Genomic DNA, 25,101 nt, shown 5'->3' on the forward strand with positions numbered 1-25,101 from the left:
TAAGGGTGTGCGGAACGAGACCCACTACCGCTAACGTGACGCGCGTGTCTCGCGAAGTGACCTTGGTCCTTACCGATGGCCGGGTTCTGCCGTCGTTTCACGTGGAACTGCCCTGGTGGCAGGAGGTGGCCGAGATCATCGCGGCCGCGAAGGCCCGATTCGGGCTGGACCTTGCCATCTTGCGCATCCTGAGCACGGAGCCCGGCCGGCCTAACGGTGGTGGCCAAGTTACCTACCTCGCCCAGGGCGGCGAGACCCCTATCCCCGAAGACGATCACCCGCTGCGGCCGGATTACGCCAAGCAAGGCGGTCCCGCGCGGACCCTCGCCTGGGCCCAGCAAGCGTTAGGCAAACGTATCGTCAACGCGGAACAGAAGCGCACCTGGAATCTGTCCGCGATCTGGAAGCTCGAAGTGGAAGGCGAAGCCGAGCCGGTGTGGCTCAAGCAGGTGCCGCACTTCTTCGCCCACGAACCCAGCGTTTTGCGCTACCTCGGCCAGCCGGTGCTCATAGCGGCCGGCCCTGAAGGCCGTCAGCTCATCGCCAACCTCCCGGGAACCGACCTTTACCAGGCGGATTTCCCCACCCTGATCGCCATCGTCAAGGACATCGTTCACATCCAGCTCCGTGCCGCGGCCGACTTGCCTCGCCTGCGTTCCCTCGGAGTGCCACCCATGATCTCGCTGCCGCCCGCCATATCTTCTTCCGCGCCATGGGCCGCCACCCTGGCCGCGCGGGCGGCAGCGTGTGGGTTGCCGGAAACCCTGGTGCACGGCGATCTACACCCCGGCAACGTCTTCGGCACGGCCGAGCAGCGCACGATCATCGACTGGGGTGACTCGTTCATCGGCCACCCAGCCTTCGACATCATTCGCCTCACCGAGCGCCTGATGCCCGCAGACGCCGCCGCCGTCATCGCGTACTGGTCCGAACTTTGGCGAAACGCTTACCCTGGAAGCGATCCGATCCAGGCGATCGAGCTGCTCCGGCCACTGGCAGCGTTGCGGATGGCAGCGGTTTACCAGATGTTCCTCGACAACATCGAGCCCAGCGAACGGCCTTATCACGACGGCGATGTGGCGTCCTATGTGGACATCGCTCAGAGGATGGCACCAGGCGAGTAAGCCGCCGCTTGCGGATAACGCGTCACGATCCCCTGCACGCGGGCGACGATCGCAGCGACTTGCGAAGGCGCCGAACCAACAAAGGCAGATTTATCGCGTACCAAATCAGCGATCTCTGTTTTGGAAAGCTTGAGCCGGTCGTCGGCTGCCAGCCGGTCGAACAGATCGTTTTCCGCCTGGCCTTTTTCTCGCATCGCCAGGGCCACGCCGACCGCGTGCTCCTTGATCGCCTCATGCGCGACTTCCCGTCCCACGCCCTTCTTCACCGCGCCGACAAGGACTTTCGTCGTCGCCAGGAACGGCAGATAGCGGTCGAGTTCGCGGTTGATCACGGCCGGATAGGCACCGAACTCATCGAGAACCGTGAGGAACGTCTGGAACAGTCCGTCCAGGGCGAAGAAAGCGTCGGGCAGAGCGACCCGCCGGACCACCGAGCACGAGACGTCGCCTTCGTTCCACTGATCGCCAGCCAGCTCACCGATCATGCTCACGTAACCGCGCACGATCACGGCGAGGCCATTGACGCGTTCGCTGGAGCGGGTGTTCATCTTGTGCGGCATGGCACTTGAGCCGACCTGGCCGGGCTTGAAGCCTTCGGTCGCCAGCTCCTGGCCGACCATGAGCCGGATCGTCGTCGCGAGACTGCTCGGGGCACTGGCCGCCTGAGCCAGCGCGGTCACCACGTCATAGTCAAGCGAGCGTGGGTAAACCTGGCCCACGCTGTCGAGCACGTGGCTGAAGCCAAGGTGTTCGGCCACACGCTTTTCCAGCGACGCGACTTTGTCATCGTCACCGTCGAAGAGATCCAGCTGATCCGCGCTCGTGCCCACGGGACCCTTGATGCCACGCAACGGATAGCGCTGGATTAGGTCCTCGATCCGGTCGAACGCGATGAGCATTTCCTGAGCGGCGCTAGCGAAACGCTTGCCGAGCGTGGTCGCCTGAGCCGGCACGTTGTGTGAGCGGCCAGCCATGATCGTGTCGCTGTACTCAGCGGCTCGTTCCCCGAGCTTCTTCAGTGACGTGACCATGCGATCGCGGATGAGCCCGAGCGCGTCGCGGATCTGCAGCTGCTCGACGTTTTCGGTCAGGTCACGCGACGTCATGCCCTTGTGCACGTGCTCGTGCCCGGCCAGATCGCTGAACTCTTCGATGCGGGCCTTGACGTCGTGGCGGGTCACCCGTTCCCGGGCCGCGATGTTGGGCAGGTCGACCCGGTCGAGCACGCGCTCGTAAGCCTCGATGACGCCGTCTTCCAGCGGAATGCCGAGATCGCGCTGTGCCTTCAGCACGGCTAGCCACAGCCGCCGCTCCGCCCGGATCTTCTCCTCTGGCGACCAGATGTTGACCATTTCACGGGAGGCATAGCGAGCCGCGAGCACGTTCGGAATCACGTGTCCAGCCTAACGCTCCAAGATCGCCGTCACGCCTTGGCCACCAGCTGCGCAAATGGAGATGAGCGCCCGGCCCTTGCCCTTTTGCGCGAGCAGTTTCGCGGCCGTGGCGATGATCCGCCCACCCGTCGCCGCGAACGGGTGCCCAGCGGCAAGCGACGAACCGTGCACGTTGAGCAAGGTCTGGTCGATCGTGCCCAGACCGTTGGCTTCCCAGGCGGCGAGCGTCGCGAGCACCTGCGAGGCGAAGGCCTCGTGGATCTCATAGAAGTCGAAGTCCTGCAGCTTGAGGCCTTGCTTTTGCAGCATCCGGGGCACGGCGTAGACCGGCGCCATGAGGAGACCTTCCGGCTCAGGGTCGCCGTGCACGAAATCGACCGCGGCCGTCTCCGCCGTGATGAAGTGCGCCTGAACGGGCAGCTTGTGTGCGGCGGCCCATTCGTCGCTCGCCAGCAATACCAGCGCCGCGCCGTCGGTCAGCGGCGTCGAGTTGCCCGCCGTCATCGTGCTGCCAAAGATCGGCTTGAGCTTGGCGAGTTTCTCCAAAGAGGAATCGGCGCGCAGATTCTGGTCGCGAGTCAGGCCGAGGTAGGGCGTGACGAGGTCGTCGAAGAACCCACTGTCATAGGCGGCGGCCAGCTTGCGGTGTGAGTCCAGGGCCAGCTCGTCTTGCGCCTCGCGCGTGATGCCCCACTTCTCGGCCGTGATGGCGGCGTGCTCACCCATCGACATGCCGGTACGAGGCTCCGCGTTACGGGGAATCTCCGGTTTGAACGGTTGCAATGGACGCAGACCCAGCGCTGCTTTGAGGCGCGCCCCGGTGCTGCGGGCGGCCCGCATCTCCATGAGCGTGCGGCGCATGTCTTCGTTGAGGGCCAGCGGAGCGTCCGAAGTGGTGTCCACGCCACCGCCGATGCCGGAATCCATCTGCCCCAAGGCGATTTTGTTAGCGATATAGGTGATCGCCTGCAGACCGGTGCCACATGCTTGCTGGATATCGACCGCCGGGGTGCGGGCGTCGAGGCGGCTGCCGAGCACCGACTCCCGGGTGAGGTTGAAGTCTCGTGAGTGTTTCAGCACCGCACCGGCGGCGACCTCGCCAAGCTGCTCACCGGCCAAGCCAAATCGCGCGATCAAGCCATCGAGCGTCGCGGTCAGCATGTCTTGATTGGAGGCCTTCGCATATTTGCCGTTGGAACGGGCAAAAGGAATCCGGTTGCCACCAAGGACAGCCACACGCACGGTATTCTTACTCACGAGTAAGGTGTACCCCATGGGCGACCCATACACAAGTTTCGCAAGGTCGGGGCTAGGCAAGACGCTGGTGAAGCGGCTCGGATTGCCCGACCCGCCACGTCTGGAGCGGTGGCGTGACGGCTGGGAACGAGGACCCGTGCTCGTCGGCCCAGACGGCAGCGATCTCGCCACGTTGCTGAAAACGGCACCGGCGGATCGTTATTACGGGCTGGTCTTTGACGCCCGCGAACTGTCCACTCCGGAGGAGTTGCGCGAGCTTTACGACTTCTTCCATCCGGTGGCGCGCTCGCTCACGCCCAGTGGACGCGTCATCGTCGTCGGCTCGACCGAGGAAACTGCCGCACAGCGCGCCCTCGATGGGTTCATTCGCAGCGTGGGCAAGGAGTTTGGCCGGGGGACCACCGCTCAGCTGATTCGGCTCGCCGAGGGAGCACCGCTGGCCAACGCTCAGTCCACGTTGGACTTCTTCCTGTCACCGAAGTCGGCCTACGTCAGCGGGCAGACGGTCAGCATCGGTTACGCGGAATTCACGACCCCTCAACCGAAACAGATCGTGCTAGTGACAGGCGCGGCCCGGGGCATCGGGGCGGCGATGGCCCAGGTGTTCGCCCGCGATGGCTATCACGTGATCGGGCTTGACGTTCCGGCGGCGGGACAGGATCTGGCCAAGGTGGCTAACGACATCAAGGGCGAAGCCGTTCAGCTTGACCTGACCGCAGCCGATGCCCCGCAACGACTCGTGAGCTATCTCAAGGACCGCCACGGCGGCATTGATGTGATCGTGCACAACGCCGGCATCACGCGCGACAAGACGCTGGCCAAAATGGACACCTCCCGCTGGGACAGCGTGCTCGGCGTCAACCTCATCGCCCCGGTACGCGTGACCGAGGCCCTCCTCGCGGAGAACCTGATCCGGCGCGGCATCGTGGGTGTCGCCTCGATCGCCGGGATCGCTGGCAACCGTGGGCAAACGAACTACGCCACGAGCAAAGCCGGTGTCATTGGCTGGATTCACGAGCTGGCCCCGCGGCTGACCGCGAGCGGCATCACCGCTAACGCGGTGGCGCCCGGGTTCATCGAGACCGCCATGACGGCGAAGATGCCGCTGTTCGTGCGCGAGGGCGGCCGCCGCCTCAACAGCATGTCGCAGGGCGGGCTGCCCATCGATGTCGCTGAGACCGTCGCCTGGCTGTCCGCTCCGGGATCGGCGGCCGTCACGGGCAACGTCATTCGGGTCTGCGGTCAGATGATGCTGGGGGCATGATGTATCTCAAGGCGGCTTTAGGCCTGATCCCGCGGCCCCGTCCGGCTCAGTTGCCCGAAGCGGAACTGTCCAAAGTGGTGCAGGTCGATCAGGCGCACCTGAACGAGTACCAACGGGTGTGCGGCTACCGCAGAGACACGAGACTGCCGTGCGCGTACCCCCATATCTTGGCATTTGATCTTCAAATGAGTCTGATGACCCGCAACGACTTCCCGTTCCCTGTGGTGGGATTGGTCCATATCGCGAACCGCATCGAGCAAGCGCACGCCCTCACCGCGGATGACGAGTTGACGATCACCGTCAAAACGCAGAACTTGCGGGATCACCCGCGTGGCAAGCAGTTCGACATCGTGACGACGACAGCGCAGGGCTGGCAAGAGGTCTCTACCTATCTGAAGATCACGAAGCAGGCCGAGAAGGAACCGCGCGAGAAGGCGGAACCGCCTGTGCCACATGCGATTTGGCGCTTCACCGAGAGCAAGTCCTACGCGAGGGTCTCGGGGGACCACAATCCGATCCACACCTCGGTCATCGGTGCCCGCTTATTTGGCTTTCCACGGCCGATCGCGCACGGCATGTTCACGATGGCCCGGTGCCTGGGCGCGCTGGAGCCGCGTCTGCCCGAACAGCTGACCGTCGACGTGAGCTTCAAACTGCCGGTGCTGCTGCCCGCGAAGACGGCGTTTCGCTACAGCCACAACGAGTTCACGCTCACGGATCGCCAAACCGGCAAGCCGCACCTCAGCGGAAGAATTTCCGCATGAGTTCGGCGGCCTCCTCTTCTAGGACGCCCGGGTAGACCTCGGGACGGTGGTTGAGGCGGCGGTCGCGCAGCACGTCCCAAAGTGACCCTGCCGCACCGGTTTTCGGCTCCCACGCACCAAACACGACCCGGGCTATACGCGAGAGCACGATCGCCCCGGCGCACATCGTGCAGGGCTCGACCGTCACCACGATCGTGCAGCCGTCGAGTCGCCAGGTTTCCAGCAGTGAAGCCGCGCGCCGGATCGCCACGATCTCGGCATGAGCCGTCGGGTCTTTCACCGCTTCGCGTTCGTTATGCCCGGCCGCTAGCACTTCCCCGGCCGGCGACACGATGATCGCGCCGACCGGGACGTCGTCTTCGGACGTGGCCGCTACCTCAAGGGCCAGCCGCATCCAAGCCGAGAACTCACGATTCACGAAGCTCTTCGACTTCGTCACCGCAGCCGATCAGCTGGCAGATCTCGGCGGTGATATCAGCGGGCAGCAAGCCATCGGTCGCGCACAGCTGCAACAGCTTGTGCGCGGACACTCCCAGATCAGCGAGAAGGTCGGCATCGCCAACCGGGTCGGCCGTCGGGTCGGCCGCTGGCTTGTCTTCGTCATCGTCGCCGTCCTCGCCGAGCTCAAGCTCCAGCGCGGGCGACTCAACATCGCTGAGCAGCAGCTTGCCTAGCCGCGACTCCTCAGCGAAGGCCGAATCCGAACCGAAGATGCGCAGATCCTCGCCCTCATCAAGGCGCATGACCACGAGATAGGCATCCACGGCTTCAACGAAAAGCAGCGATACCTGCGCGGCTGGATCGACGTCGCGCAGCAAGTCGGCAACTTCGTCCACGTCGGCCAGACCGTTCAAGTCAAGCTCGGACGCGGACCATCCGGACTTGTCCCGGACTACCGCGGCAGCAAAGTGTGCGGAGCTAACCAAGGACACGTGACTCCCCCAAGTGTCGATGCTGTTGTACTCATCGTAAGCGGCTACACCGGCCATGCGCCCATCCGCGCCCACTCAGCGAAGACCGAAAGCGTCGCCACCGCCCAGGCGACGCCTGTTGCCGCAGCTACACCCACTGCCACTCCCCGGTCGCCCCGGGCAGAAAGAAGGACGGCGGCAACCCAAGCCAAGCCTCCCGACAGCAACGTCCACCCCAAATAGCCACGGAGAGTAACGCCAAAAGTGCCGAAGGCTAAGAGCCACACCCCGGCCGCGATCGCTCCACACAGCACGGCCGAAGGGCGCACCGGGTGTGGCTCCCGCAAAGTGGGTCTGGTCATGCACTTCTAACCGGCAGAAAGCCGGTCACGGTACGCCGATCCGGGGCAACCATTGTGATCCATCCTCCGGCGCGACCTAGGCGCAGCAACGTCTCCGGCTGGACGGGCACCTCCTGCGGGCGACCCGGGTCCGGTGGCCACGCCATCCGGGCCGCGTGCCCTTCCTGTGCCCAGTCCCGGATCTTCTTGAGCGAATCACGGCTTTCCAGCGCCAGCTCCACCTCGTCGAGCCGCTCACGCAAGGCGCGTAAGGAATCGCGTACGGCGTCGGCGTTGCCGCTGCACATAGCGGCGACCAGATCCGGGCGGGACGCGGCCACGCGCGTGCCATCGCGAAACGATCCGGCAGCCAGCGTCAGCGCTAGCAAGTCATCGGCCGCGTTGGCCGCCATGGCTGACGCCACCAGATGTGGCACGTGGCTAATCGCGGCCACCGCCCGGTCGTGCTCCGGCGTCGTCGACGGGACGACCCGCGCACCCAACTGCGTGACGAGTTCGGCGACGGTCAGCCAATCGTCCAAAGACACCGGATCATCCAGACAGAGCACCCAGGCCGCGCCCGTGAACAAAGCCGGATCGCTGTTGCCAAAGCCGGACTTCTCGCGGCCGGCCATCGGATGCCCGCCAACGTATCCAGCGACCGGATTCGCGGCCCGCTCCAAGCGCCGCGCGACCGCCTCGCGGACCGGACCCTTGACCGACGTCACATCGGTAATCAGCCCACGAAAGCCACTGGACACCAGGGCATCGAGCACGCTGTCGAGCGCGGGCAAAGGCACGGCAAGCACGACCAGGTCGGCATCGGCCGCCGCATCGCGGACCGTCCCCGCCACCTGCCACCGCGACGCCGCGGGCAACCGGGCCGCCGCGTCGCGGGCCAGCGCGCGGATCGCCGGATCGGCGTCAAACCCGAGCACCTGATGCACCTTCAGCGCGGCGAGCCCCCGAAGTAGCGAACCACCGATGAGCCCGAGACCAAGTACCGCAATGTTCACGGTCGCAGCCTTCCATAACCTTGATTCGTTGGACACCACGTGTCACGTGTGATCACCTTCGCGGCTGCCGCCCTGCTTGCGCTAGCCCTGCCCGCAACCGCCCACGCCGCACCGGTTAACCCCGTGCCAGCGCCCTCGGTTACCTTCAACGGGCCGGTTTACACCGCAGCCGTCTGGGGTGAGGTCATTTATGTGGCCGGCAACTTCACCAGTGCCCGCGTCAACGGCGTCAGCTACACGCGGCAACGGCTAGCGGCACTCGACCGCAACAACGGCGCTCTGCTGAACTGGAAGCCCACGGCGGACAACCTCGTCGTCTCCCTAGCCGCCGACTCCGGCGGGGTTTACATCGCTGGCGAATTTGGTTACGTCAACGGCGTACGCCGGGACAGTCTCGCGAAAATAGATCTCATATCGGGCGGGTTGCACAGCACGTTCAACCACAAGATCTACGGCAGCCCGAGAGCCATCGCCGCCTCAAACGGGCGCGTCTACATCGGTGGCAGCATCACTTCTGTCAACGGCAACGCCCGCACCCGGGCGGCAGCGTTCAACGCGGCGACAGGCGCGCTCGACGCCGCCTGGGCACCGTCCATCAACGACACCGTCATGTCGGTGGTCCCCTCAGGCGACCGCGTCTACCTAGGCGGCCGTTTCGACAGCATCAACGGCGCGGCCGGTACCGCGAAAATCGCCGTCGTGCGCCCCGATAGCGCCGCCGTCGACACGGGTTTCACATCCAAAGTGACCGCCATGGTGCACGACATCTTCATCAGCGGCGCCACCGTCTACGCCGGAATCGACGGCAGCGGCGGCCGGGCCACGGCAATGGAACTCAACGGCACTCCAAAGTGGACAGTCACGACCGACGGTGACGTGCAAGCGGTCGCCGAACTCGACGGCACGGTCTACCTCGGCGGGCACTTCGACAACGTGTGCCGCTCCGCGAACGTGGGCTACAAGGGTGCTTGCCTGGACGGCAACGACACTCGGGTCAAGCTGGCGGCTGTGGACCTCAACGGGATGCTGCAAGCCTGGACAGCCAACGGCAACGGTTCGGTCGGCGTGCACGCGATCATCGCTGACCCGGGCCGCGGGCAGCTGATCGTGTGTGGCGAGTTCACCAAGATCAATGGTGTGACTCAGAACCGATTCGCCGTATTCCGCCTGTCGATGAGCTAGAGCTTCACACTGGCGGTGAGCTAGAACTTCACCAAGGACGCGAGAGCGCCAACGACCACTGGCGTGAGCACGACGAGTCCCGTTTTGAGTTCGCCGAACGTCGTCTGGTCGAGGCCGAGCATCTTCTCCAGCTTGCCCCGGTCCTCAGCCGCCGTGATCAGGTTCGAGGTCGCGACGGTGGCCAGCGGGAAGTAGCGCTCGACATAAATCGCGCCCCGCTTGCGCAGGTTGGACGCGGTCGGCACGAACATCATCGCGACCACGAGCGAGGCCACGACACCGGAGAAGATCGACACGTTGGGGTCTTGCTGGACCTTGCCCCAGCCGATCGCGGCCGCGTTGACGCCCATGACGAGCAGCACGAGCACGCCGAGCTGGTTGAGCATCCGGGAAGTCATGCGGCGCAAGCGAAGCAGGATGTCGAGCTGAGCGCCCGGACCACCGGGCAGCGGGTCGGAGACGACCTGCTTGATGGCCGCCAGCGTGAGCGCGATCGGCAGGCCGCCCATGATGGCCAAAACGGACAGTGAGATGCCGTTGACCGTGAGGTTGTCGGTCGCGGTGATCTGCTCCAGCGGGGTCTTGCCGCGGAAGATGTAGGGCGTCGCGGCGATCAGGCCGGCCGCGAACACCAAGATGACCAAGACGGAGAACCAGGCCCTCCACCGCTTGATCACGTGGTACTGCCGCACCTCAGCCCAGCGGGACAGACCAAACCCGAACGCTTCGCCCGCCGCGGCTCCGAGCAACGTCGCCACGATCGCGAAGATGAGCCATTTCTGTTGCGCCTCCGCCGTGTAGCTGCGCGACGCGATCGCCGCGCCCACGGCTCCGCCGAGCAACATGGTGAACAACCGGATGTCTCCAACCCGGCCGGTCCTCGTGGTGTCTTCCTCCTCGCCGTCGGGCTGTGTATAGGCGAGAACGGACTGTTGCTGCACCATGCGGAATTCTCCCGTAGGCATCGGCTCGACCGGTGGCATGAAATGAAACTCCCTCTGTTAGCGGGGAGACCCTAACGCCGCCGGGCCAATGAGGACAATGGGCTCATGAGAGGCGAGCTGAAAGGCGACTGTCACGTTCACACCGACTGGTCGGATGGTGGTGACTCACTAGCGGCCATGATCGGGGCGGCAGCGGAGGCCGGGCACGACTATGTCGTCATCACTGACCACTCGCCGCGGCTAAAGATCGCCCGTGGACTGTCAGCGGAAAGACTGCGTGAGCAGCTTTCGATGATCGGGGAGATCAACGAGAGTCTCGCGGGCACGGGCTTTCGCGTGCTCACGGGAATCGAGACCGACATCCTTCCCGACGGCTCCCTCGACCAGGACCCGTCTCTGCTGGCTCAGCTCGACATCGTGGTGGGATCGGTCCACAGCGAGATGCGCATGGAGAAAGCGGCGATGACGAAGCGGATGGTCACCGCGCTGGCCAACCCGCACCTCGACATCCTTGGCCACTGCACGGGACGCAAACTGCCCGTGCGCACGGATGCCTCCCACGGCGCGGGCAGGATGCGGCCACCGAGCAATTTCGACGCCAACGCCGTGTTCGAGGCCGCTCTTCGCTACGACAAGGCGATTGAGATCAACTCACGGCCGGATCGTCTTGACCCGCCCTCGGCCATGCTGCTCAAGGCTTCCCGCGTCGAGGGCCTGCGCTTCGCCATCGACTCAGACGCGCACGCTACCGCTCAGCTCGACTGGCTGAGCAATGGCTGCGAACGCGCGGAGAAGGCCGGGATCACGCCCGACCGGGTCGTCAACGCCTGGCCGGCTGAGCGACTTCTGGCGTGGGCAGCGGAGCACTGACCTGCTTACGTGTAAACACTCCCTGCGCGACCGCGACTCCTAAGAGGACGACTAGCGCACCGATGGGCTGGTTCCAGGCCAGGGACTCACCTAGTACCAGAATGCCCAGGGCGACAGCGACCACCGGAATCAGATAGGTCACGTAGGCGGCGGTTGAGGCTCCCGCGATCTGAATCACGCGCATGTTCAAAGCGAGCGCGATGCCACTGCCGAAGATCCCGAGGGCCAGAATCGAGCCGGTGACATCCCAGCCCCACGTGCCGATGCTCGGCGGCAGTCCGGATAGGACGATCGCGGCGATGGTCGTCGCGACCGCGCCGATCGAGACCTGCATGGCGGCCAGCGCGACACCGGAAGCCTTCGTGCGGCCGGTGATGTATTTCTTGGTGTACGGAACGTAGATGCCGTAGCACAGCGCCGCGATCGCACACATCAGCTGGCCCATGAGATCGCCGCCGTCAGCGTGCCAGAAGCCCAGGACGACCAGCACGCCCACGAAGCCCAGAATGAGTCCCGCGACGGATCGCACGGTGAACTTCTCCGTGCGGAAAACGAGCACGGCGAACGGAAGCACCCAGAGCCCCGTCGTCGCGTTCCAAATGCCAGCGAGCAGGCTCGAAATGTGTTCCTCGCCGTAGGCGAACAACGAGAACGGGATCGCCACACCGACGACGCCTGGAACGATCATGTGGCCCCAGAGCCAGCGTTCGCGAGGCAGCTTCTCTTTCATCAGCACCAAGATGATCAAGAGTGTTGCCGCGCCCGCGATCGTGCGGCCCGCCGCCACCCACGTTGGGTGCAGTGTCTCTACCGCGATCTTAATAAAGATGAACGAAGCACCCCATATCACCGCGTTGGCGAGGAAGGCTGGGAGCCACGAGCGCTTGTCAGGAGTGGTTGGTGCGATCACTCCTGACACTCTGCCAGATCAAGTACGCCCCTTGCGTGCGGATTTCGGACAGGTAACCACGAAAACCGGCCTCGTTTTTTCCACGGTTTCAGATAGGTTCGTCGCCATGGAACGACGCGTAGATCAGCTGTCAGACAGCTACGTCGATGAGTGGGCCGCGCTCTCGCCATGCGGCGCCACAGCCATCGGCATTGAGGGTCACGACGACAAACTCGATGACCTTTCCCCGGCCGGATATGCGGCAATGGCCGATCTCCAGCGCAGCACCCTGGCCAAGCTCAACAGCATCGAACCCGTTGACGACCGCGAGTTCGTCGCGAAAGAGGCGATGAAAGAGCGGCTGGAACTGTCCCTAGCGCGCTACGACGCGGGCGAGACGGCGAGCGAGATGAACGTCATCTCCAGCGGTCTGCACGACCTGCGCTCGGTTTTCGACCTGATGCCGACCGAAGGCACCCAGGCGGTGGAAAACATCGTCAGCCGGCTCAGCCAGTTCCCCGGCGCTTTGGAGCAGTTCAAGGACACGCTGCGCACCGAAGCCGCCAAGGGCAACGTCTCCGCCCGGTACCAGATGATCGAAGTCTCGAAGCAGTGCGACATCTGGACCAGCGCTGAAGGCGACGACTTCTACCGCGGTCTGGCCCGGCGCCTGGAAGCTGACGGCGCGCTGCGCACGCGGCTTGACGAGGTCGCCGAGGCGGCCAACGAGGCCACGATTCAGTTTGGCGCCTTCCTCCGCGACGAGATGGCTCCGCTGGGCCGCGAGAAGCAGGCCGCCGGACGCGAGCGGTATGAACTGGCCAGCCAGTACTTCCTCGGCGCGAAGATCGACCTCGAAGAGACCTACACCTGGGGCTTCGCCGAGCTGCACCGGCTCGAATCGGAGATGCGGGCCATCGCCATCGACATCGCCGGCCCTGGATCGTCCGTTGACGACGCTGTCGCCAAGCTTGACGCCAACCCGAAATACACCATCCGCGGCAAGGAAGCATTCCGGGAGTGGATGCAGGCGCTGGGCGAGAAGGCCATCAGCGATCTGCACGGCACGCACTTCGACATCCCGGAGCCCGCGCGCCGCATCGAGGCTTGCATCGCCCCCACGAGCGACGGCGCCATCTACTACACGAGCCCCAGCGAGGACTTCTCGCGCCCGGGCCGCATGTGGTGGGCGGTTCCCCAGGGAATCGATGAGTTCTCGACGTGGCGTGAGGTCACCACGGTCTACCACGAGGGCGCACCTGGACACCACCTTCAGGTCGCGCAGACTGTCTACCGCGCCGAGCTGCTCAACCGGTACCAGCGTCTGCTGTCCTGGAGCTCCGGTCACGGCGAAGGCTGGGCCCTGTATTCCGAGCGCCTCATGGACGAGCTCGGCTACCTCGCCGACCCGGCTGACAAGCTGGGAATGCTTGACGGGCAAGCGTTCCGGGCCGCGCGTGTGATCGTCGACATCGGCATGCACCTGGAACTCGAAATCCCGCGGGACAACCCGTTCGGCTTCCACCCGGGTGAGCGGTGGACGCCGGAGCTGGGCTGGGAGTTCATGCGGGCACACTGCCGCGTGCCCGACGAGAACCTGCGTTTCGAGCTCAACCGTTATCTCGGCTGGCCGGGCCAGGCACCGTCCTACAAGGTCGGTGAGCGCATCTGGCTGCAGGCCCGTGACGACGCCATGGCTCGCAAGGGTTCCTCGTTTGACCTCAAGCAGTTCCACGCCGACGCGCTCAACCTGGGCTCACTCGGCCTCGACCCGCTGCGCAAGGCTCTGGCCAGGCTCTAAGAAATCGTGTGCAACCTTTACCCCGTTTGGCACGTGTTACGGCAGTCGAACTAAACGGGGGTGCTGGGGCCGGGACTGACCTCCCGGCCCCAGTGCGTTTCTACGGTGTGGCGAGAGCCTCGGTCGGGCTAAGCCTGGCCGCGCGCACAGCAGGGTAGAGGCCAGCTATGCCGCCAATCACGACAGTCGCGCCGATGCCGCCCGCCATCGCCCACGGGGGCACCACGCTAGGCCAGTCCTGGTACCACGCGTAACCCGTGGTCACGAGACCGCCAAGGAGCACGCCGCCCAAGCCACCCATCGCCGCGAGAAGCAGCGACTCGGTGAGGAACTGACTGCGTACCTGTCCTTTAGTCGCGCCAAGGGAACGGCGCAGACCGATCTCGGCCCGGCGCTCCAGCACGGAGATGACCATCGTGTTGGCCACGCCAACACCACCAACGACCAGGGCCACCGCGCCCAACCCGAGCAGCAGCCCGGTGAAGGTCTTGTCCGTGGCTTCGCGTGCCGCGAGCGCGTCCGACGGACGTGACACCTTGACCTCGTTGGGAGCCTCAGGGTTGGCCGTCGCGGCCAGAATCGACTGAACCGCTTCCACCGCATGGTCTTTCGCCCGGACGTAGATGTTGGTCGGGTGGGTGTCGAAGTCCAGATAGGACTCCGCCGCCTTCCAGCCAATCAGCGCCGAAGTGTCCAGCTCGGGTGCCAGCGGGATGGGGTCGAGGATGCCCACGACAGTGAACCACTGGTCGCCGATGAGGATCTGCACATCGGCGCCCGGATCGGTGATGCCCAGCCGTTCGGCGGCTTTATGCCCCAACACCACCGCTGGGTACTGCGAGGTGGCCTCGTTGAGCCACGATCCACTTCGGACGGTCCCACCGACCGTGTTCAGCAGCTCGAGTTCGGCCGCGCGTGCTGACAGTCCGCCGGTCTCCGCCTTCGGAATCCGGTCGGTGCGGTAAACGGCCTGTTCCAGCTTGGCCGTGGCGGCCACATCGGTGACCGGCGCGATGCGGTTCACCATCGACGTTGATTCCAGCGGCAGTTTGGACGCGTCGCCGAAGAACGTGTTGCCCGGTCCCACGGTCAGCAGGTTGGTGCCCAGGGCAGCCAGTTTGCGATCGAGCTCGGCACCCGAGGACGCCGAGATTCCCACCACCGAAATCATGGCGGCAATACCGATCGCGATGCCAAGAGCCGAAAGAAAAGCCCTCATCTTGCGGGTACGCAGTCCGACCGCGCCAACCCGCATGAGATCCCCGATGCGCAGCCGGGCGGGGGTCAACATGTGATCACCCCATCCTTCATCACGATCTGGCGGGGCATCCCGTCGGCGATTTCCCGGTCATGGGTGATGACGACGACGGTGGTGCCCTCTTCGTTCAGCTCACGTAACAACTCCAGAACCACTTCACCGGAGTGGGAATCGAGGTTTCCTGTCGGCTCGTCGGCCAGAAGCAGGGGCGGGTCGCCCACCACCGCGCGAGCGATGGCGACACGTTGCTTCTCGCCACCGGAGAGCTGATGCGGCCGGTGCGTGAGGCGGTGCCCGAGCCCGACCCGTTCCAGGGCCGCGACCGCGCGCGTGCGGCGCTCGTTCTGACTGACCCCGTTATAGAGCAAGCCATCGGCGACGTTGTCCACAATGGACATCCCTTGAGCGAGGTGGAACTGCTGGAACACGAAGCCAATCCGGTTGGCACGCAAGGCTGACAGTTGCCGGTCGCTGAGCTTGGCCAGGTCGTGACCGGCGATCTCGACGGTCCCGGCACTGGGCCGGTCCAGCGCACCAATGACATGCAGCATCGTTGACTTGCCCGATCCGGAGGGGCCCACGATCGAGACGAGTTCACCCGATCCAATGAAGACAGACACTCCGTCGAGAGCTGTAACGTCCCCTGGATACTTCTTGGTGACCTCGTGCAGCCGGATCACGACGGCATTCCTACCGTCATGCCGTCGCTGATCCCGTTACCCGTGATCTCCACCCGGCCACTGGCGAACAGGCCGGTCTCGACCGCGACGATCCGTTTCGACGTGCCTTCAATGATTTCCACGCCATAGCCGCCCTCGCTGAGGGCAAGCAGTGCCGCGACCGGAACCGTGAGCACATTGGGCCGGGTGGAAGCCGTGAACGCGACCTTCACCGTCGCCTGGTCATAGTCCACTTTGGTGTCACCGAGGCCGATGGTGACCTCAATCTTGTTGGTCGGATCGCCGCCTTGCTGGCTGTTCTCGACCACGATCCGGGAACTGTCGATCGTGCCGTCGACAGTTTTGCCATCAGGCAAGGTGACCTTGACCTTCTCCTTCAGCTTCACCAGACGGGAGTCGTTGACTTCCATCTCGGTGATGATGACCCGCTTCGTGCCGGTGTAGCTCAGGGCTTCGCCCGGCCCGGCGTTGTCACCCACGGCTGGGCTGACGCTGTCGACGCGGATCGCTTCGGGCACATAGACCACCCGTCCCGGCTCCACGACCCCGTTCTCCGACAGACCGTTCTTCTTCTGCCAGCGCTTGATGTTGTAACTGGAGAAGCTGCCATAGCCGAGTGCTTTGAGGTTAGCCGCGAACTGGTTGACGTCATTGCCTTCCATGCCCGCCGACAACGGGCGGTAGAAAGGCAGCGTGCCGCAAAACGCGATTACTGGCAGATCGTCCACTTTGTACAACACCTGACCGCGCTCGATCACCGAACCGGCCGTGGGCAAAGCCGTGTAGGTGCCATTCACCTTGTTGTTCAGCTTCGTCGTCGTGCCGTAGCCGAGCGTGCCGTTCTTCGTTTCGGTGTCGGACAAGCTCTGCTTGGTGATTTTCGCGGTTTTCTGTGGCTTGGTTTCGGCCTGTGCGGGGTCTTCGCCCGTGGGCAAGCCGATGGACAGCCCGACCGCGGCCGCCGCTACCGCGGCGGCCCCGATCCCTCCCGTAAGGATGGTGCGACGTTTCACGAACCTTCCCCCGACTTCGACGTGGTCGCTGGGCCGCCGCCCTGCATCTTCGGCAGAATGCTGCCGCACTTCTCTTGCGCTGCCTTGAAAGCGGGGTCCTCGGGGTCGATGCCACCTTCGGCACCAGGGCCGCCCCGGACGATGATGCCGCCGCCCTCTTGCGGGTCCGGGAAGTTCTCAACACCGTTCTCCCGCATGCATTTGGAGAACTCACGCATTTTCGCTTCCATCTCCGGGTCTAGCTTGCCGCCCATCGGACCGCCCTCAGGCTGGTACTTCTGGCAGGCCTTGTGCGCGGCCTCGAATTTAGCCATGTCCTCCTTCGCGTTCATCTTCGCGTTGGGGTCGTTGGGATCGGCTTCTGTCGCCACCCCGGCCCTCATCGTGACTTCGCCGTTCTCGCCAAACTCTGGATCAGGCATGTCGATGCCTTGTTCACGCATGCACTGGGCGAATTGGCGCATGCGCTCTTGCGGATCGCTGGAGACGTCTGATGTCTTGGTATCGCCGTTGCCATTTCCGGCGGTGGCGATGCCATCGTTCGGTTTGGCGCCGCAAGCCGACAGCGCCACAGCGCTGGCGAACAGTGCGGTCAGCACGGTGAGCTTCGTGAATTTCATGAGGGTCAGTCCAGCTCAGAGGCGGTAACCCGGCCGTAAAGATCACCTGTGTCCTTGCTGTCAATCCTGTGTTTTACGTTGCCGTTACGTGGGTAGCGGCCATCATTGCTCCGTGCGAGTGCTGGTGGTGGAAGACGAGGACGTCCTGGCCGACGCGGTGGCCGAGTGGCTGCGGCGCGAGGCCTTCGCCGTCGACATCGCCTATGACGGCACGGCCGCTCAGGAGCGCATTGGCGTGCACGACTACGACGTCGTCGTGCTGGATCGTGACCTGCCAGGGGTTTCCGGCGATGAGCTATGCCGGGAGATCTCCAGCACGTGTCCCGCGACGCGAGTGCTCATGCTGACCGCGGCCGCCGCCGTGCGCGATCGGGTGGCAGGGCTCGCTTTGGGCGCCGACGACTATCTCATCAAGCCTTTCGCCATGGTCGAGCTCGCTGCCCGCGTGCACGCCCTGGCCAGGCGCGCCCCCTTCCGGACACCGCTGACCCTCAATCGCGGCGGCATCACGCTCGACCCAGCGGGCTACGAAGCCTATCGCGACGGTGTCCTGCTTTCCTTGTCCCGCAAGGAGTTTGCTCTCCTCGCCGAACTGCTGCGCGCCGACGGATCGGTCGTGTCCGCCGAACATCTGCTCGAAAAGGTGTGGGACGAGCACATCGATCCGTTCACCAACACGGTCCGCGTCACGCTTATGAAGCTGCGCAAGAAACTTGGCGACCCGCAGATCATCGAAACCGTTCCAGGAGTGGGGTATCGCATCCCATGAACAGGCTGACCATCCGCGCCCGGCTGACACTGCTTTACACCGCGCTGTTCTCAGCCGCAGGCGTCGTGCTGCTTGCCGTGACCTATGTGCTCATCGAGCGCCAGTTGCCGATGGGCATCAAAGTGTCTTCCAGAAATGGGGCCGACCCCGCCGTCGAGGCTGTCACGACCGGGACATCGAGCTTTGGGGCGATGCCCCAACCGGGCGACGAAATGGTCGCGCTCGTCAACGAGAAAGTGGCCGAGATCCGGGACTCGACGCTGACCACCTTCTTCACCCAAGGCGGCGTCACGTTTCTCATCACGCTTGCTGTAGCGGCTGGCTTCGCCTGGCTCATCGCGGGGCAAGCGCTTCAGCCGCTGCAGCGCATCACCGAGACGGCGGCACGCATCTCCGAAGACGGCCGTGGCCTGCATCAGCGCATCGCGTTGAACGGCCCACGCGACGAGGTCAAACGGCTAGCCGACACGTTCGACGAAATGCTCGCGCGACTCGACCATTCCTTTGACGGGCAAAGACGTTTCGTCGCCAATGCCTCACACGAACTGCGTACGCCGCTAGCCCTGAACCGGGCACTGGTTGAGCTAGCGATCAGCCGCCCAGCGGTCAGCCCCGACGCTCAGCAGCTCGGCGAGGCACTGCTCAAAGTCAACGAGCGGCACGAAAAACTGATCGAGGGCCTGCTCATGCTGGCCGACAGCGAAACCGAAATCACCGACCGCACCCCCGTTGACCTTGCCGACGTGGCCCGTCACGTGGTCGACCTGACGCCCCAAGGCGGCGTGAAGATGAGCCGCTACCTCGACCGGGCAGTGTGCTCAGGTGACCCGGTGCTCCTGGAACGGGTCGCTCAAAACCTCATCGAAAACGCCGTGCGGCACAACATCCCGTCGGGCTGGGTGCGCGTGGAAACCTCCACAGTGGATGGTCGTGCCCGGCTAACCGTGACCAACACCGGTCCCGTCGTGCCCAGTTATGACGTGGAAACCATCTTCCTGCCGTTTCGCCGTCTCGGCCGCGAACGCTCCGCTACCCGCGGCCTTGGCCTCGGCCTGTCCATCGTCCGTGCCGTGGCCAACGCACACGGGGGCAAAGTCACCGCATCCCCACGTCCCGGCGGCGGCCTCTCCGTCACCTTCACCGCGTAATTCGCTCTTTGGCTGTAGCGGACCATGAGATCCTGCGCGGATGAGTGATGAGTTGCCGCCCGGTGGGATTGTGCTCAGCCACGAGGAGATCAACGCTAAGTGGCTCCATTGCTGGAGCCCAGCTGACGTGGTGTCGCGTTTGGACGGCGTGTCAGCACCGTGGGCTGTGGCTGCGGGCTGGGCGCTAGATCTGTTCCGGGGTGAGCAAACCCGCGAACACGAGGATCTCGAGATCGCGATTCCGGCCGGGCACTTTGGCGAGATTCGACAGCGGTTAGCGGAGTACAGCGCTGATGTCCCGGCGGATGGCCAGATCTGGGAGGATGCCGCGGAGGATGTTCTGGGAATCACGCACCAGACCTGGTTCCGTGATCCCGCCAATGGCAACTACCTGGTCGACGTTTTTCGCGAGCCACATGACGGCGACACGTGGATCTGCCGGCGCGACGAGACGATCCGTTTGCCATACGCCGAGCTTATTAGGCACAACGCCGACGGGATTCCATATGTCATCCCAGAAGTGGTACTGCTCTTCAAAGCCAAAAGCGTGCGCCCCAAGGATGAAGCCGATTTCGCCGGAGCCTTACCTCTGCTCGACAAGGCACAACGGCAGCAGTTCAAGGCGTGGCTGACCCAGGTCCATCCCGGGCACAGTTGGATTCCCGCGATTTAAGGGGTCTGGGGTTTCCAGGTTTTGCCCTGAAGGAGCTGCTCGGCGCCCATCCAGATGGCGTTCATGAGGCGGGTCGCGGTGCGGCCAGGGTCTTCTTCGGGGTGATCGGCTAGCCAGTCGGCGAGCGACTCACTGGCACCGACGAGGGAAAGTGCTTGGGCCGCAAGGTCTTCTGGGCGCACCTGGCGGCCTTCGAGCTGCAGGGCGACGTCGAGGCGATGCGCGATGACCTGAATGATGTTGCGGCGCATGTCGGTGACCTCGGCGGAAAACGCTTCAAGCGAGCGTGCCTGGCGGTAGAGGACCGACCAGCCGTCGCGGTGCGCGCCGACGAATTCGAAGAAGCCCTTGAGTCCACGCCACAGTTGCTGATCTGGCGGCAGGGAGGCGTCGGCCAGAGCGATGATGTGCTCGATCAAACGAGAGCACTCGCGGCGCAATGTGGCGAGGAAGAGCTCGTCCTTCGTGCCGTGATAGGCGTAGACCATGGGCTTGGAGACGCCGGAAAGCTCCGCGATCTCGTCCATGTTGGCAGCGTGAAAGCCGCGCTTGGAAAAGACGCGGACCGCCGCGTCCAGCATCTGCTGTTCGCGGACGGCGCGGGGAAGTCTCTTGGTCTGCACGCTTGCCAGCTTACCTACTTCAACGTAACGTTACGCGCGAGTAAGTTCAATTCTTAATGGAGGTCACCATGGCCGAATTCGACCTGTCGAAATTTGAGAACATCGACCCGGCGCAATTCGCTCAGATCGTCAAGAGCGCCTCTGACGCTCAGCTCAACGAGGTTATGAGCGGCGACCTGCGCAAGAAGATCCTCGACGAGGTCTTCGGCCGCATGCCGTCCTTGTTCCGCCCTGACCGCGCTGGCAACACCAACGCGGTGATCCACTGGATCGTCACGGGTGCGGCTGACGGTGGCTCGGACACCTACGAGGTCGTGATCGAGGATGGCACCTGCAAGCTGTCGCCGTCCCCGGAAAACGAGCCAAAGCTGGCTCTGACCATGGGCCCGGCCGACTTCCTGAAGGTCGTTTCCGGCAACGGCAACCCGGTGATGATGTTCATGACCGGCAAGCTCAAGGCAAAGGGTGACCTGGGCCTGGCCGCCAACATCGCCAACCTGTTCAACATCCCGAAGGCCTAATCGCCGTGACTGCTGAGTTTTCCCTCGATCTCAGCGAAGAGCAGCGCGAGCTGCGCGACTGGGTGCACGGCTTCGCCGCCGGGGTTGTGCGCCCAGCCGCCGCCGAATGGGACGAGCGCGAAGAGACCCCCTGGCCGGTCATTCAAGAAGCGGCTAAGGCGGGTCTTTACGGTTTTGAGTTCCTGGCCACCACTTGGGCCGACCCAACGGGTCTGTCCATCTGCCTCGCCAACGAGGAACTGTTCTGGGGCGACGCCGGCATCGGCCTGGCCATCATGGGCACTGGTTTGGCCACCGCCGCGATTTACGGCAGCGGAACGCCCGATCAGCTGGTCGAGTGGGTGCCGCAGTGCTTTGGCACCGAGTCTGAGCCGCTCCTGGGAGCTTTCTGTTCCACCGAGCCGGAAGCGGGCTCCGATGTCGGGGCGATGAAGACGCGGGCCGTTTACGACGAGGCCAAAGACGAGTGGGTACTGAACGGGCAGAAGACGTTCGCCACCAACGGTGGCATCGCCAACGTTCACATCGTCACCGCGGTCGTCGATCCGTCGCTGGGCTCACGTGGCCAGGCGGCGTTCATCATTCCGCCGGGCACGAAGGGCTTGTCGTCCCCGGGCAAGACCAAGAAGCTGGGCATCCGTGCCTCACACACGGCTGATGTCTTCCTCGACGATGTCCGGATCCCGGGCAATCTCGTGCTGGGCGGCAAGGAAAAGCTCGACGAGCGCCTGGCTTCGGCTCGCTCCGGTGGCTCGTCGCGCGGTCAAGCGTCAATGAAGACGTTTGAGCTGACACGGCCTTCCGTTGGGGCACAAGCATTGGGCATCGCCCGTGCGTCGTATGAATACGCACTGGAATACGCGCAGGGCAGGGTCCAATTTGGACGGCCGATCACCGAGAATCAGGCGATCGCGTTCACGCTGGCCGACATGAAGATGGAGATCGACGCCGCCCGTTTGCTGGTGTGGCGCGCCGCCTGGATGGGCAAGAACAACCGCCCGTTCGCGGCCGGCGAAGGCTCGATGTCCAAACTTAAGGCCGGTGAAGTGGCCGTCTGGGCAGCCGAACGGGCGCTTCAGATCCTCGGTGGCGCGGGCTTCACCAGGGAGCACCCGGTGCAGCGCTGGTACCGCGACGCCAAGATTTACACCATCTTTGAAGGCACGAGCGAGATCCAGCGGTTGGTCATCGCACGTGCCATTTCTGGGGCATCGTTGCGCTGAGTTGCTCGACCATTGGTACTGGCCGGTACCAGGGGGCTTCACATCTCTGTTACCGGCCAGTAATCTGCGTCACGTGGACCTGTTGTTCATCGGCAAGACACTCGCGCGTCGCGGCCTGCTCCATCCAGGCCGTCCCGACCGAGTCTTCGATCAGCTCAACACGTTCCGCCGGTGGGGTTTCACCCTCGCCGGGGAGCTGCGTGCCGCGGAAGCACGCGATCCACGAAAGATAGCCGTCATCGATGAGCACCGCGGGCCGGTCTCCTACCGTGTCTTAGTCAGGCGTTCACAACGCCTTGCCGCAGGTCTCGTAGCCACGCGCGGGATCCGGACCGGAGATCGCATCGGCCTGCTGTGCCGCAACCACGCCGGATTCATCGAAGCCATGGTCGCCTGCTCGATCATCGGGGCCGACGCCGTATTCGTGAACACGGCACTGTCCGCGCCGCAGCTCGCCACCGTCGCCGAGCAGCAGAAGCTGAGACTGCTGATTCACGATCGCGAGTTCTCCGGCATCGCCGCGGCCGTGCCGTGTGAACGGCTCGACGAGTCGCATGTGGAAACCCTGATCGGCCAGACCGCGCCACCGCGCTCCTGGACCTCTTCCCGTGACGGCCGCATGATCGTGCTGACGTCCGGCACGACGGGTGCCCCCAAGGGAGCCCGCCGGCCCACGCCCACCGGCTTTGGCAACCTTTGTTCCATCATCGATCGCATCCCCCTGCGCGTCGGGCAGCGCATGCACATCGCCGCCCCGATCTTTCACACCTGGGGGTACGCCGCACTGCAGCTAGCCCTGGCGACCCGGGCAACCATTGTCTTGCAACGCAAATTCGACCCCGCGTCCTGTGTGTCGGTGCTGGAGCGGTTCAAATGCGACTCACTTTTCGCCGTGCCCGTGATGGTGCAACGGCTCATGGAAAGCGGGCTCGTGCCGTCGGTTAAGCCATCGATCGTGGCCGTGAGTGGTTCCGCTCTGCCCGGCGGGATGGCATTGGCGTTCATGGACTCGTGGGGCGATTCGCTCTACAACCTTTACGGGTCAACGGAAGCGTCCTGGGCCTCGATCGCCACGCCCCGCGACCTGCGGCACCACCCCGGCACCGCGGGACGCCCGCCACACGGGACGCGGGTGGAGATCCTGTCACCGTCGGGAAAGCGGGTCGCCAAAGGCGAAGTCGGGCAGATCTACGTCGGCAACGAGATGCTGTTCGAGGGATACACGGCGGGGCCGTCCGGCGACATACGCGACGGACTGCTCGGCACCGGCGACCTCGGTCACGTCGACAACGACGGACTGTTGTACGTGGACGGACGCGCCGACGACATGGTGGTCTCCGGAGGAGAGAACGTCTTCCCCCGTCCCGTGGAGGAACTGCTCGCCCAGCTGCCCCAAGTGCGGGAGGTCGCCGTGGTTGGCGTGCCCGACGCCGACTTCGGCCAGCGGCTAGCCGCCTACATCGTCCTGCACGAGGGCACGTATCTAGACGCAGACGAAGTGCGTGAGTATGTCAGGCACTACCTAGCCCGGTTCAGCGTCCCGCGGGACGTTCACTTCCTAGCCGAGTTGCCGCGCACGGCAACGGGAAAGGTCATTCCGCGTTTGCTGCGTTAAGCGCGATGTCGGTGCGGTAGTGCGCTCCGTCAATGTCCACCTTGGACACCAGCTCGTAGGCGGCTTTCCTGGCTTCCTTGAGCGAAGGGCCGGTCGCCGTGGCTGTGAGCACCCGGCCACCGGCCGTCTTGAGGTCCTTGCCGTCGAGCTTGGTGCCGGCGTGGAACAGTCCGTCGGCGTTGGTGATGACGTCTCCGACGCGCGGGCTTTCTGGGTACCCACTGGTGGAAATGACCACCGAAACGGCCGCACCCTCGCGCCAGCGAAGCGGTGGGAAGTCGGCGAGCTTGCCGGTGGCGGCGGCGTAAAGCAACTCGCCCAGAGGAGACTTCAGCATCGCCAAGACGGACTGTGTTTCCGGGTCACCGAAACGGCAATTGAACTCGATCACCTTCGGGCCCTGCGCCGTGATCGCTAGACCAACGAATAGCAGCCCTTGGAACGGCGTGCCCTGCTCCTTCATGTGCTGCAGGGTCGGCTGGACCACTTGGGCCATCACGGTTTCGGTCAAGTCCTTGGGCGCCCACGGCAACGGTGTGTATGACCCCATGCCGCCCGTGTTCGGACCCTCGTCGTTGTCGTTGATGCGTTTGAAGTCCTGCGCGGGCAACAGCGGCACGGCGGTATCGCCGTCACACACGACGAACAGCGAGACTTCCGGCCCGGCAAGGTATTCCTCGATGACGACCCGTTCACAGGACAGAGCGTGTTTCAACGCGGTGTTGTAATCGTCTGTCACGACAACGCCCTTGCCCGCGGCAAGGCCGTCGTCTTTGACGACATAAGGCTTTTCGAAGGCGTTGAGCGCACTCTCGATCTCATCGCGGGTCGTGCACGTGAAGTAGCGCGCCGTCGGCACGTTGGCCTCGGCCATGACCCGCTTGGCGAAGTCTTTAGACCCCTCGATCTGGGCGGCTTTGCGCGACGGGCCGAAAACGGCGATGCCCTTGTCCCGCAACGGATCGGCGACACCGTTGACCAGTGGCGCCTCCGGGCCGACGATCACGAGGTCGGCCTGTGTCTTCAAGGCCAGCTCCAGCACCGCCGCCGGATCGAGCGCGTCCACCGGCATCAGCTCGGCCACCTCAGCGATGCCCGGATTCCCCGGCGCCGCAATCAATTTCGTGACTGCCGGGTCCTTTGACAAGCCAAGCGCCAGCGCGTGCTCGCGCCCACCCGAGCCGATTAACAGAACGCGCAC

25 protein-coding genes and 1 pseudogene are annotated in these 25,101 nt (G+C 64.4%); 12 read left to right on the plus strand and 14 right to left on the minus strand.

Annotated features, from left to right (window positions below; translation table 11 throughout):
- Nucleotides 1-44: 44 nt before the first annotated feature.
- A complete protein-coding gene (locus tag A3E1_RS0119970; protein WP_020522565.1) occupies nt 45-1,124 on the plus strand; it encodes a phosphotransferase in 1,080 nt (359 codons plus the stop codon).
- On the opposite strand, the gene purB is transcribed toward A3E1_RS0119970, so the two are convergent.
- Both purB and A3E1_RS0119980 read right to left on the minus strand, forming a co-directional pair.
- Complete coding sequence (purB, locus tag A3E1_RS0119975; protein WP_020522566.1) at nt 1,100-2,518, minus strand: adenylosuccinate lyase; 1,419 nt, start codon at nt 2,516-2,518, stop codon at nt 1,100-1,102. The two genes, A3E1_RS0119970 and purB, sit on opposite strands and share 25 nt — an antisense overlap.
- Before the next feature lie 9 nt (nt 2,519-2,527).
- On the minus strand, nt 2,528-3,775 hold the full coding sequence (locus tag A3E1_RS0119980; RefSeq protein ID WP_245571275.1) for an acetyl-CoA C-acetyltransferase: 1,248 nt from the start codon (nt 3,773-3,775) through the stop codon (nt 2,528-2,530).
- Nucleotides 3,776-3,791: 16 nt separating this feature from the next.
- Between A3E1_RS0119980 and A3E1_RS0119985 the strand changes: the two genes are divergently transcribed.
- Together A3E1_RS0119985 and A3E1_RS0119990 are read left to right on the plus strand one after the other, a co-directional pair.
- Nucleotides 3,792-5,039, plus strand: a complete 1,248-nt coding sequence (locus A3E1_RS0119985) for a 3-oxoacyl-ACP reductase (protein ID WP_020522568.1) — start codon at nt 3,792-3,794, stop codon at nt 5,037-5,039.
- Entirely contained in the window at nt 5,036-5,803 is a 768-nt protein-coding gene (locus A3E1_RS0119990; RefSeq protein ID WP_157631628.1) for a MaoC family dehydratase, read from the plus strand. The genes A3E1_RS0119985 and A3E1_RS0119990 overlap by 4 nt, the downstream gene beginning before the upstream one ends.
- Here the strand turns inward: A3E1_RS0119990 and A3E1_RS0119995 are convergent.
- Genes A3E1_RS0119995 through A3E1_RS0120010 form a run of 4 tightly spaced genes read right to left on the minus strand, consistent with a single transcriptional unit; the run spans nt 5,781 to nt 8,071 of the window.
- Nucleotides 5,781-6,197 (minus strand): nucleoside deaminase, encoded by a 417-nt coding sequence (locus A3E1_RS0119995; protein ID WP_040391270.1) that lies wholly within the window; start codon nt 6,195-6,197, stop codon nt 5,781-5,783. The genes A3E1_RS0119990 and A3E1_RS0119995 overlap by 23 nt on opposite strands.
- A gap of 13 nt (nt 6,198-6,210) precedes the next feature.
- Nucleotides 6,211-6,792 (minus strand): tRNA adenosine deaminase-associated protein, encoded by a 582-nt coding sequence (locus tag A3E1_RS0120000; RefSeq protein ID WP_020522571.1) that lies wholly within the window; start codon nt 6,790-6,792, stop codon nt 6,211-6,213.
- Nucleotides 6,780-7,076, minus strand: a complete 297-nt coding sequence (locus A3E1_RS0120005) for a hypothetical protein (RefSeq protein WP_020522572.1) — start codon at nt 7,074-7,076, stop codon at nt 6,780-6,782. The genes A3E1_RS0120000 and A3E1_RS0120005 overlap by 13 nt, the downstream gene beginning before the upstream one ends.
- Entirely contained in the window at nt 7,073-8,071 is a 999-nt protein-coding gene (locus A3E1_RS0120010) for a prephenate dehydrogenase/arogenate dehydrogenase family protein (RefSeq protein WP_020522573.1), read from the minus strand. Before A3E1_RS0120010 ends, A3E1_RS0120005 begins: the two co-directional genes overlap by 4 nt.
- Before the next feature lie 39 nt (nt 8,072-8,110).
- Here A3E1_RS0120010 and A3E1_RS0120015 point away from each other — a divergent pair, with 39 nt between their 5' ends.
- Entirely contained in the window at nt 8,111-9,253 is a 1,143-nt protein-coding gene (locus A3E1_RS0120015) for a hypothetical protein (RefSeq protein WP_020522574.1), read from the plus strand.
- 20 nt (nt 9,254-9,273) lie between these two features.
- Here the strand turns inward: A3E1_RS0120015 and A3E1_RS41155 are convergent, their stop codons facing one another.
- On the minus strand, nt 9,274-10,236 hold the full coding sequence (locus tag A3E1_RS41155; RefSeq protein ID WP_157631629.1) for a hypothetical protein: 963 nt from the start codon (nt 10,234-10,236) through the stop codon (nt 9,274-9,276).
- Nucleotides 10,237-10,302: 66 nt separating this feature from the next.
- On the opposite strand from A3E1_RS41155, the pseudogene A3E1_RS41160 reads away from it, so the two are divergent.
- Nucleotides 10,303-11,067 (plus strand): annotated as a pseudogene (locus tag A3E1_RS41160) (PHP domain-containing protein); the annotation flags it as partial.
- Here the strand turns inward: A3E1_RS41160 and A3E1_RS41165 are convergent.
- The gene (locus A3E1_RS41165) at nt 11,018-11,977 is read right to left on the minus strand and encodes a DMT family transporter (protein WP_020522577.1); all 960 of its coding nucleotides are present in this window, start codon (nt 11,975-11,977) and stop codon (nt 11,018-11,020) included. The pseudogene A3E1_RS41160 and the gene A3E1_RS41165 sit on opposite strands and share 50 nt — an antisense overlap.
- 106 nt (nt 11,978-12,083) lie before the next feature.
- Here A3E1_RS41165 and A3E1_RS0120035 point away from each other — a divergent pair, with 106 nt between their 5' ends.
- Nucleotides 12,084-13,757, plus strand: a complete 1,674-nt coding sequence (locus A3E1_RS0120035) for a DUF885 domain-containing protein (protein WP_020522578.1) — start codon at nt 12,084-12,086, stop codon at nt 13,755-13,757.
- Between the two features lie 100 nt (nt 13,758-13,857).
- Here the strand turns inward: A3E1_RS0120035 and A3E1_RS0120040 are convergent, their stop codons facing one another.
- The 4 genes from A3E1_RS0120040 to A3E1_RS41170 are packed head-to-tail and all read right to left on the minus strand — an operon-like array spanning nt 13,858 to nt 17,328.
- On the minus strand, nt 13,858-15,048 hold the full coding sequence (locus A3E1_RS0120040; RefSeq protein WP_020522579.1) for an ABC transporter permease: 1,191 nt from the start codon (nt 15,046-15,048) through the stop codon (nt 13,858-13,860).
- Nucleotides 15,042-15,695: an ABC transporter ATP-binding protein gene (locus tag A3E1_RS0120045; protein WP_020522580.1), complete on the minus strand. Its 654-nt coding sequence runs from the start codon at nt 15,693-15,695 to the stop codon at nt 15,042-15,044. The genes A3E1_RS0120040 and A3E1_RS0120045 overlap by 7 nt, the downstream gene beginning before the upstream one ends.
- Nucleotides 15,692-16,708 (minus strand): efflux RND transporter periplasmic adaptor subunit, encoded by a 1,017-nt coding sequence (locus tag A3E1_RS0120050; protein ID WP_020522581.1) that lies wholly within the window; start codon nt 16,706-16,708, stop codon nt 15,692-15,694. The genes A3E1_RS0120045 and A3E1_RS0120050 overlap by 4 nt, the downstream gene beginning before the upstream one ends.
- Nucleotides 16,705-17,328, minus strand: a complete 624-nt coding sequence (locus tag A3E1_RS41170) for a hypothetical protein (RefSeq protein ID WP_020522582.1) — start codon at nt 17,326-17,328, stop codon at nt 16,705-16,707. The genes A3E1_RS0120050 and A3E1_RS41170 overlap by 4 nt, the downstream gene beginning before the upstream one ends.
- A gap of 112 nt (nt 17,329-17,440) precedes the next feature.
- Here A3E1_RS41170 and A3E1_RS0120060 point away from each other — a divergent pair, with 112 nt between their 5' ends.
- From A3E1_RS0120060 to A3E1_RS0120070, 3 genes are read left to right on the plus strand one after another with little or no spacing between them, the layout of a single operon-like run.
- On the plus strand, nt 17,441-18,097 hold the full coding sequence (locus A3E1_RS0120060; RefSeq protein ID WP_026208626.1) for a response regulator transcription factor: 657 nt from the start codon (nt 17,441-17,443) through the stop codon (nt 18,095-18,097).
- Nucleotides 18,094-19,245 (plus strand): sensor histidine kinase, encoded by a 1,152-nt coding sequence (locus A3E1_RS0120065; protein ID WP_020522584.1) that lies wholly within the window; start codon nt 18,094-18,096, stop codon nt 19,243-19,245. Before A3E1_RS0120060 ends, A3E1_RS0120065 begins: the two co-directional genes overlap by 4 nt.
- 40 nt (nt 19,246-19,285) lie before the next feature.
- Complete coding sequence (locus A3E1_RS0120070) at nt 19,286-19,918, plus strand: nucleotidyltransferase domain-containing protein (protein ID WP_020522585.1); 633 nt, start codon at nt 19,286-19,288, stop codon at nt 19,916-19,918.
- Here A3E1_RS0120070 and A3E1_RS0120075 read toward each other — a convergent pair.
- Nucleotides 19,915-20,550 (minus strand): TetR/AcrR family transcriptional regulator, encoded by a 636-nt coding sequence (locus A3E1_RS0120075; protein WP_026208627.1) that lies wholly within the window; start codon nt 20,548-20,550, stop codon nt 19,915-19,917. The genes A3E1_RS0120070 and A3E1_RS0120075 overlap by 4 nt on opposite strands.
- Nucleotides 20,551-20,609: 59 nt before the next feature.
- Here A3E1_RS0120075 and A3E1_RS0120080 point away from each other — a divergent pair, with 59 nt between their 5' ends.
- The 3 genes from A3E1_RS0120080 to A3E1_RS0120090 all read left to right on the plus strand — a co-directional run bounded on the left by A3E1_RS0120080 (nt 20,610) and on the right by A3E1_RS0120090 (nt 23,900).
- The gene (locus tag A3E1_RS0120080) at nt 20,610-21,062 is read left to right on the plus strand and encodes an SCP2 sterol-binding domain-containing protein (protein ID WP_020522587.1); all 453 of its coding nucleotides are present in this window, start codon (nt 20,610-20,612) and stop codon (nt 21,060-21,062) included.
- Between the two features lie 5 nt (nt 21,063-21,067).
- Nucleotides 21,068-22,285, plus strand: a complete 1,218-nt coding sequence (locus tag A3E1_RS0120085; RefSeq protein WP_020522588.1) for an acyl-CoA dehydrogenase family protein — start codon at nt 21,068-21,070, stop codon at nt 22,283-22,285.
- Between the two features lie 73 nt (nt 22,286-22,358).
- Nucleotides 22,359-23,900, plus strand: a complete 1,542-nt coding sequence (locus A3E1_RS0120090; protein ID WP_020522589.1) for an AMP-binding protein — start codon at nt 22,359-22,361, stop codon at nt 23,898-23,900.
- On the opposite strand, the gene purD is transcribed toward A3E1_RS0120090, so the two are convergent.
- Complete coding sequence (purD, locus tag A3E1_RS0120095; RefSeq protein ID WP_026208628.1) at nt 23,878-25,101, minus strand: phosphoribosylamine--glycine ligase; 1,224 nt, start codon at nt 25,099-25,101, stop codon at nt 23,878-23,880. The genes A3E1_RS0120090 and purD overlap by 23 nt on opposite strands.

The sequence above is a fragment of the Catelliglobosispora koreensis DSM 44566 genome (genome assembly GCF_000379685.1).
Classification (GTDB): domain Bacteria; phylum Actinomycetota; class Actinomycetes; order Mycobacteriales; family Micromonosporaceae; genus Catelliglobosispora; species Catelliglobosispora koreensis.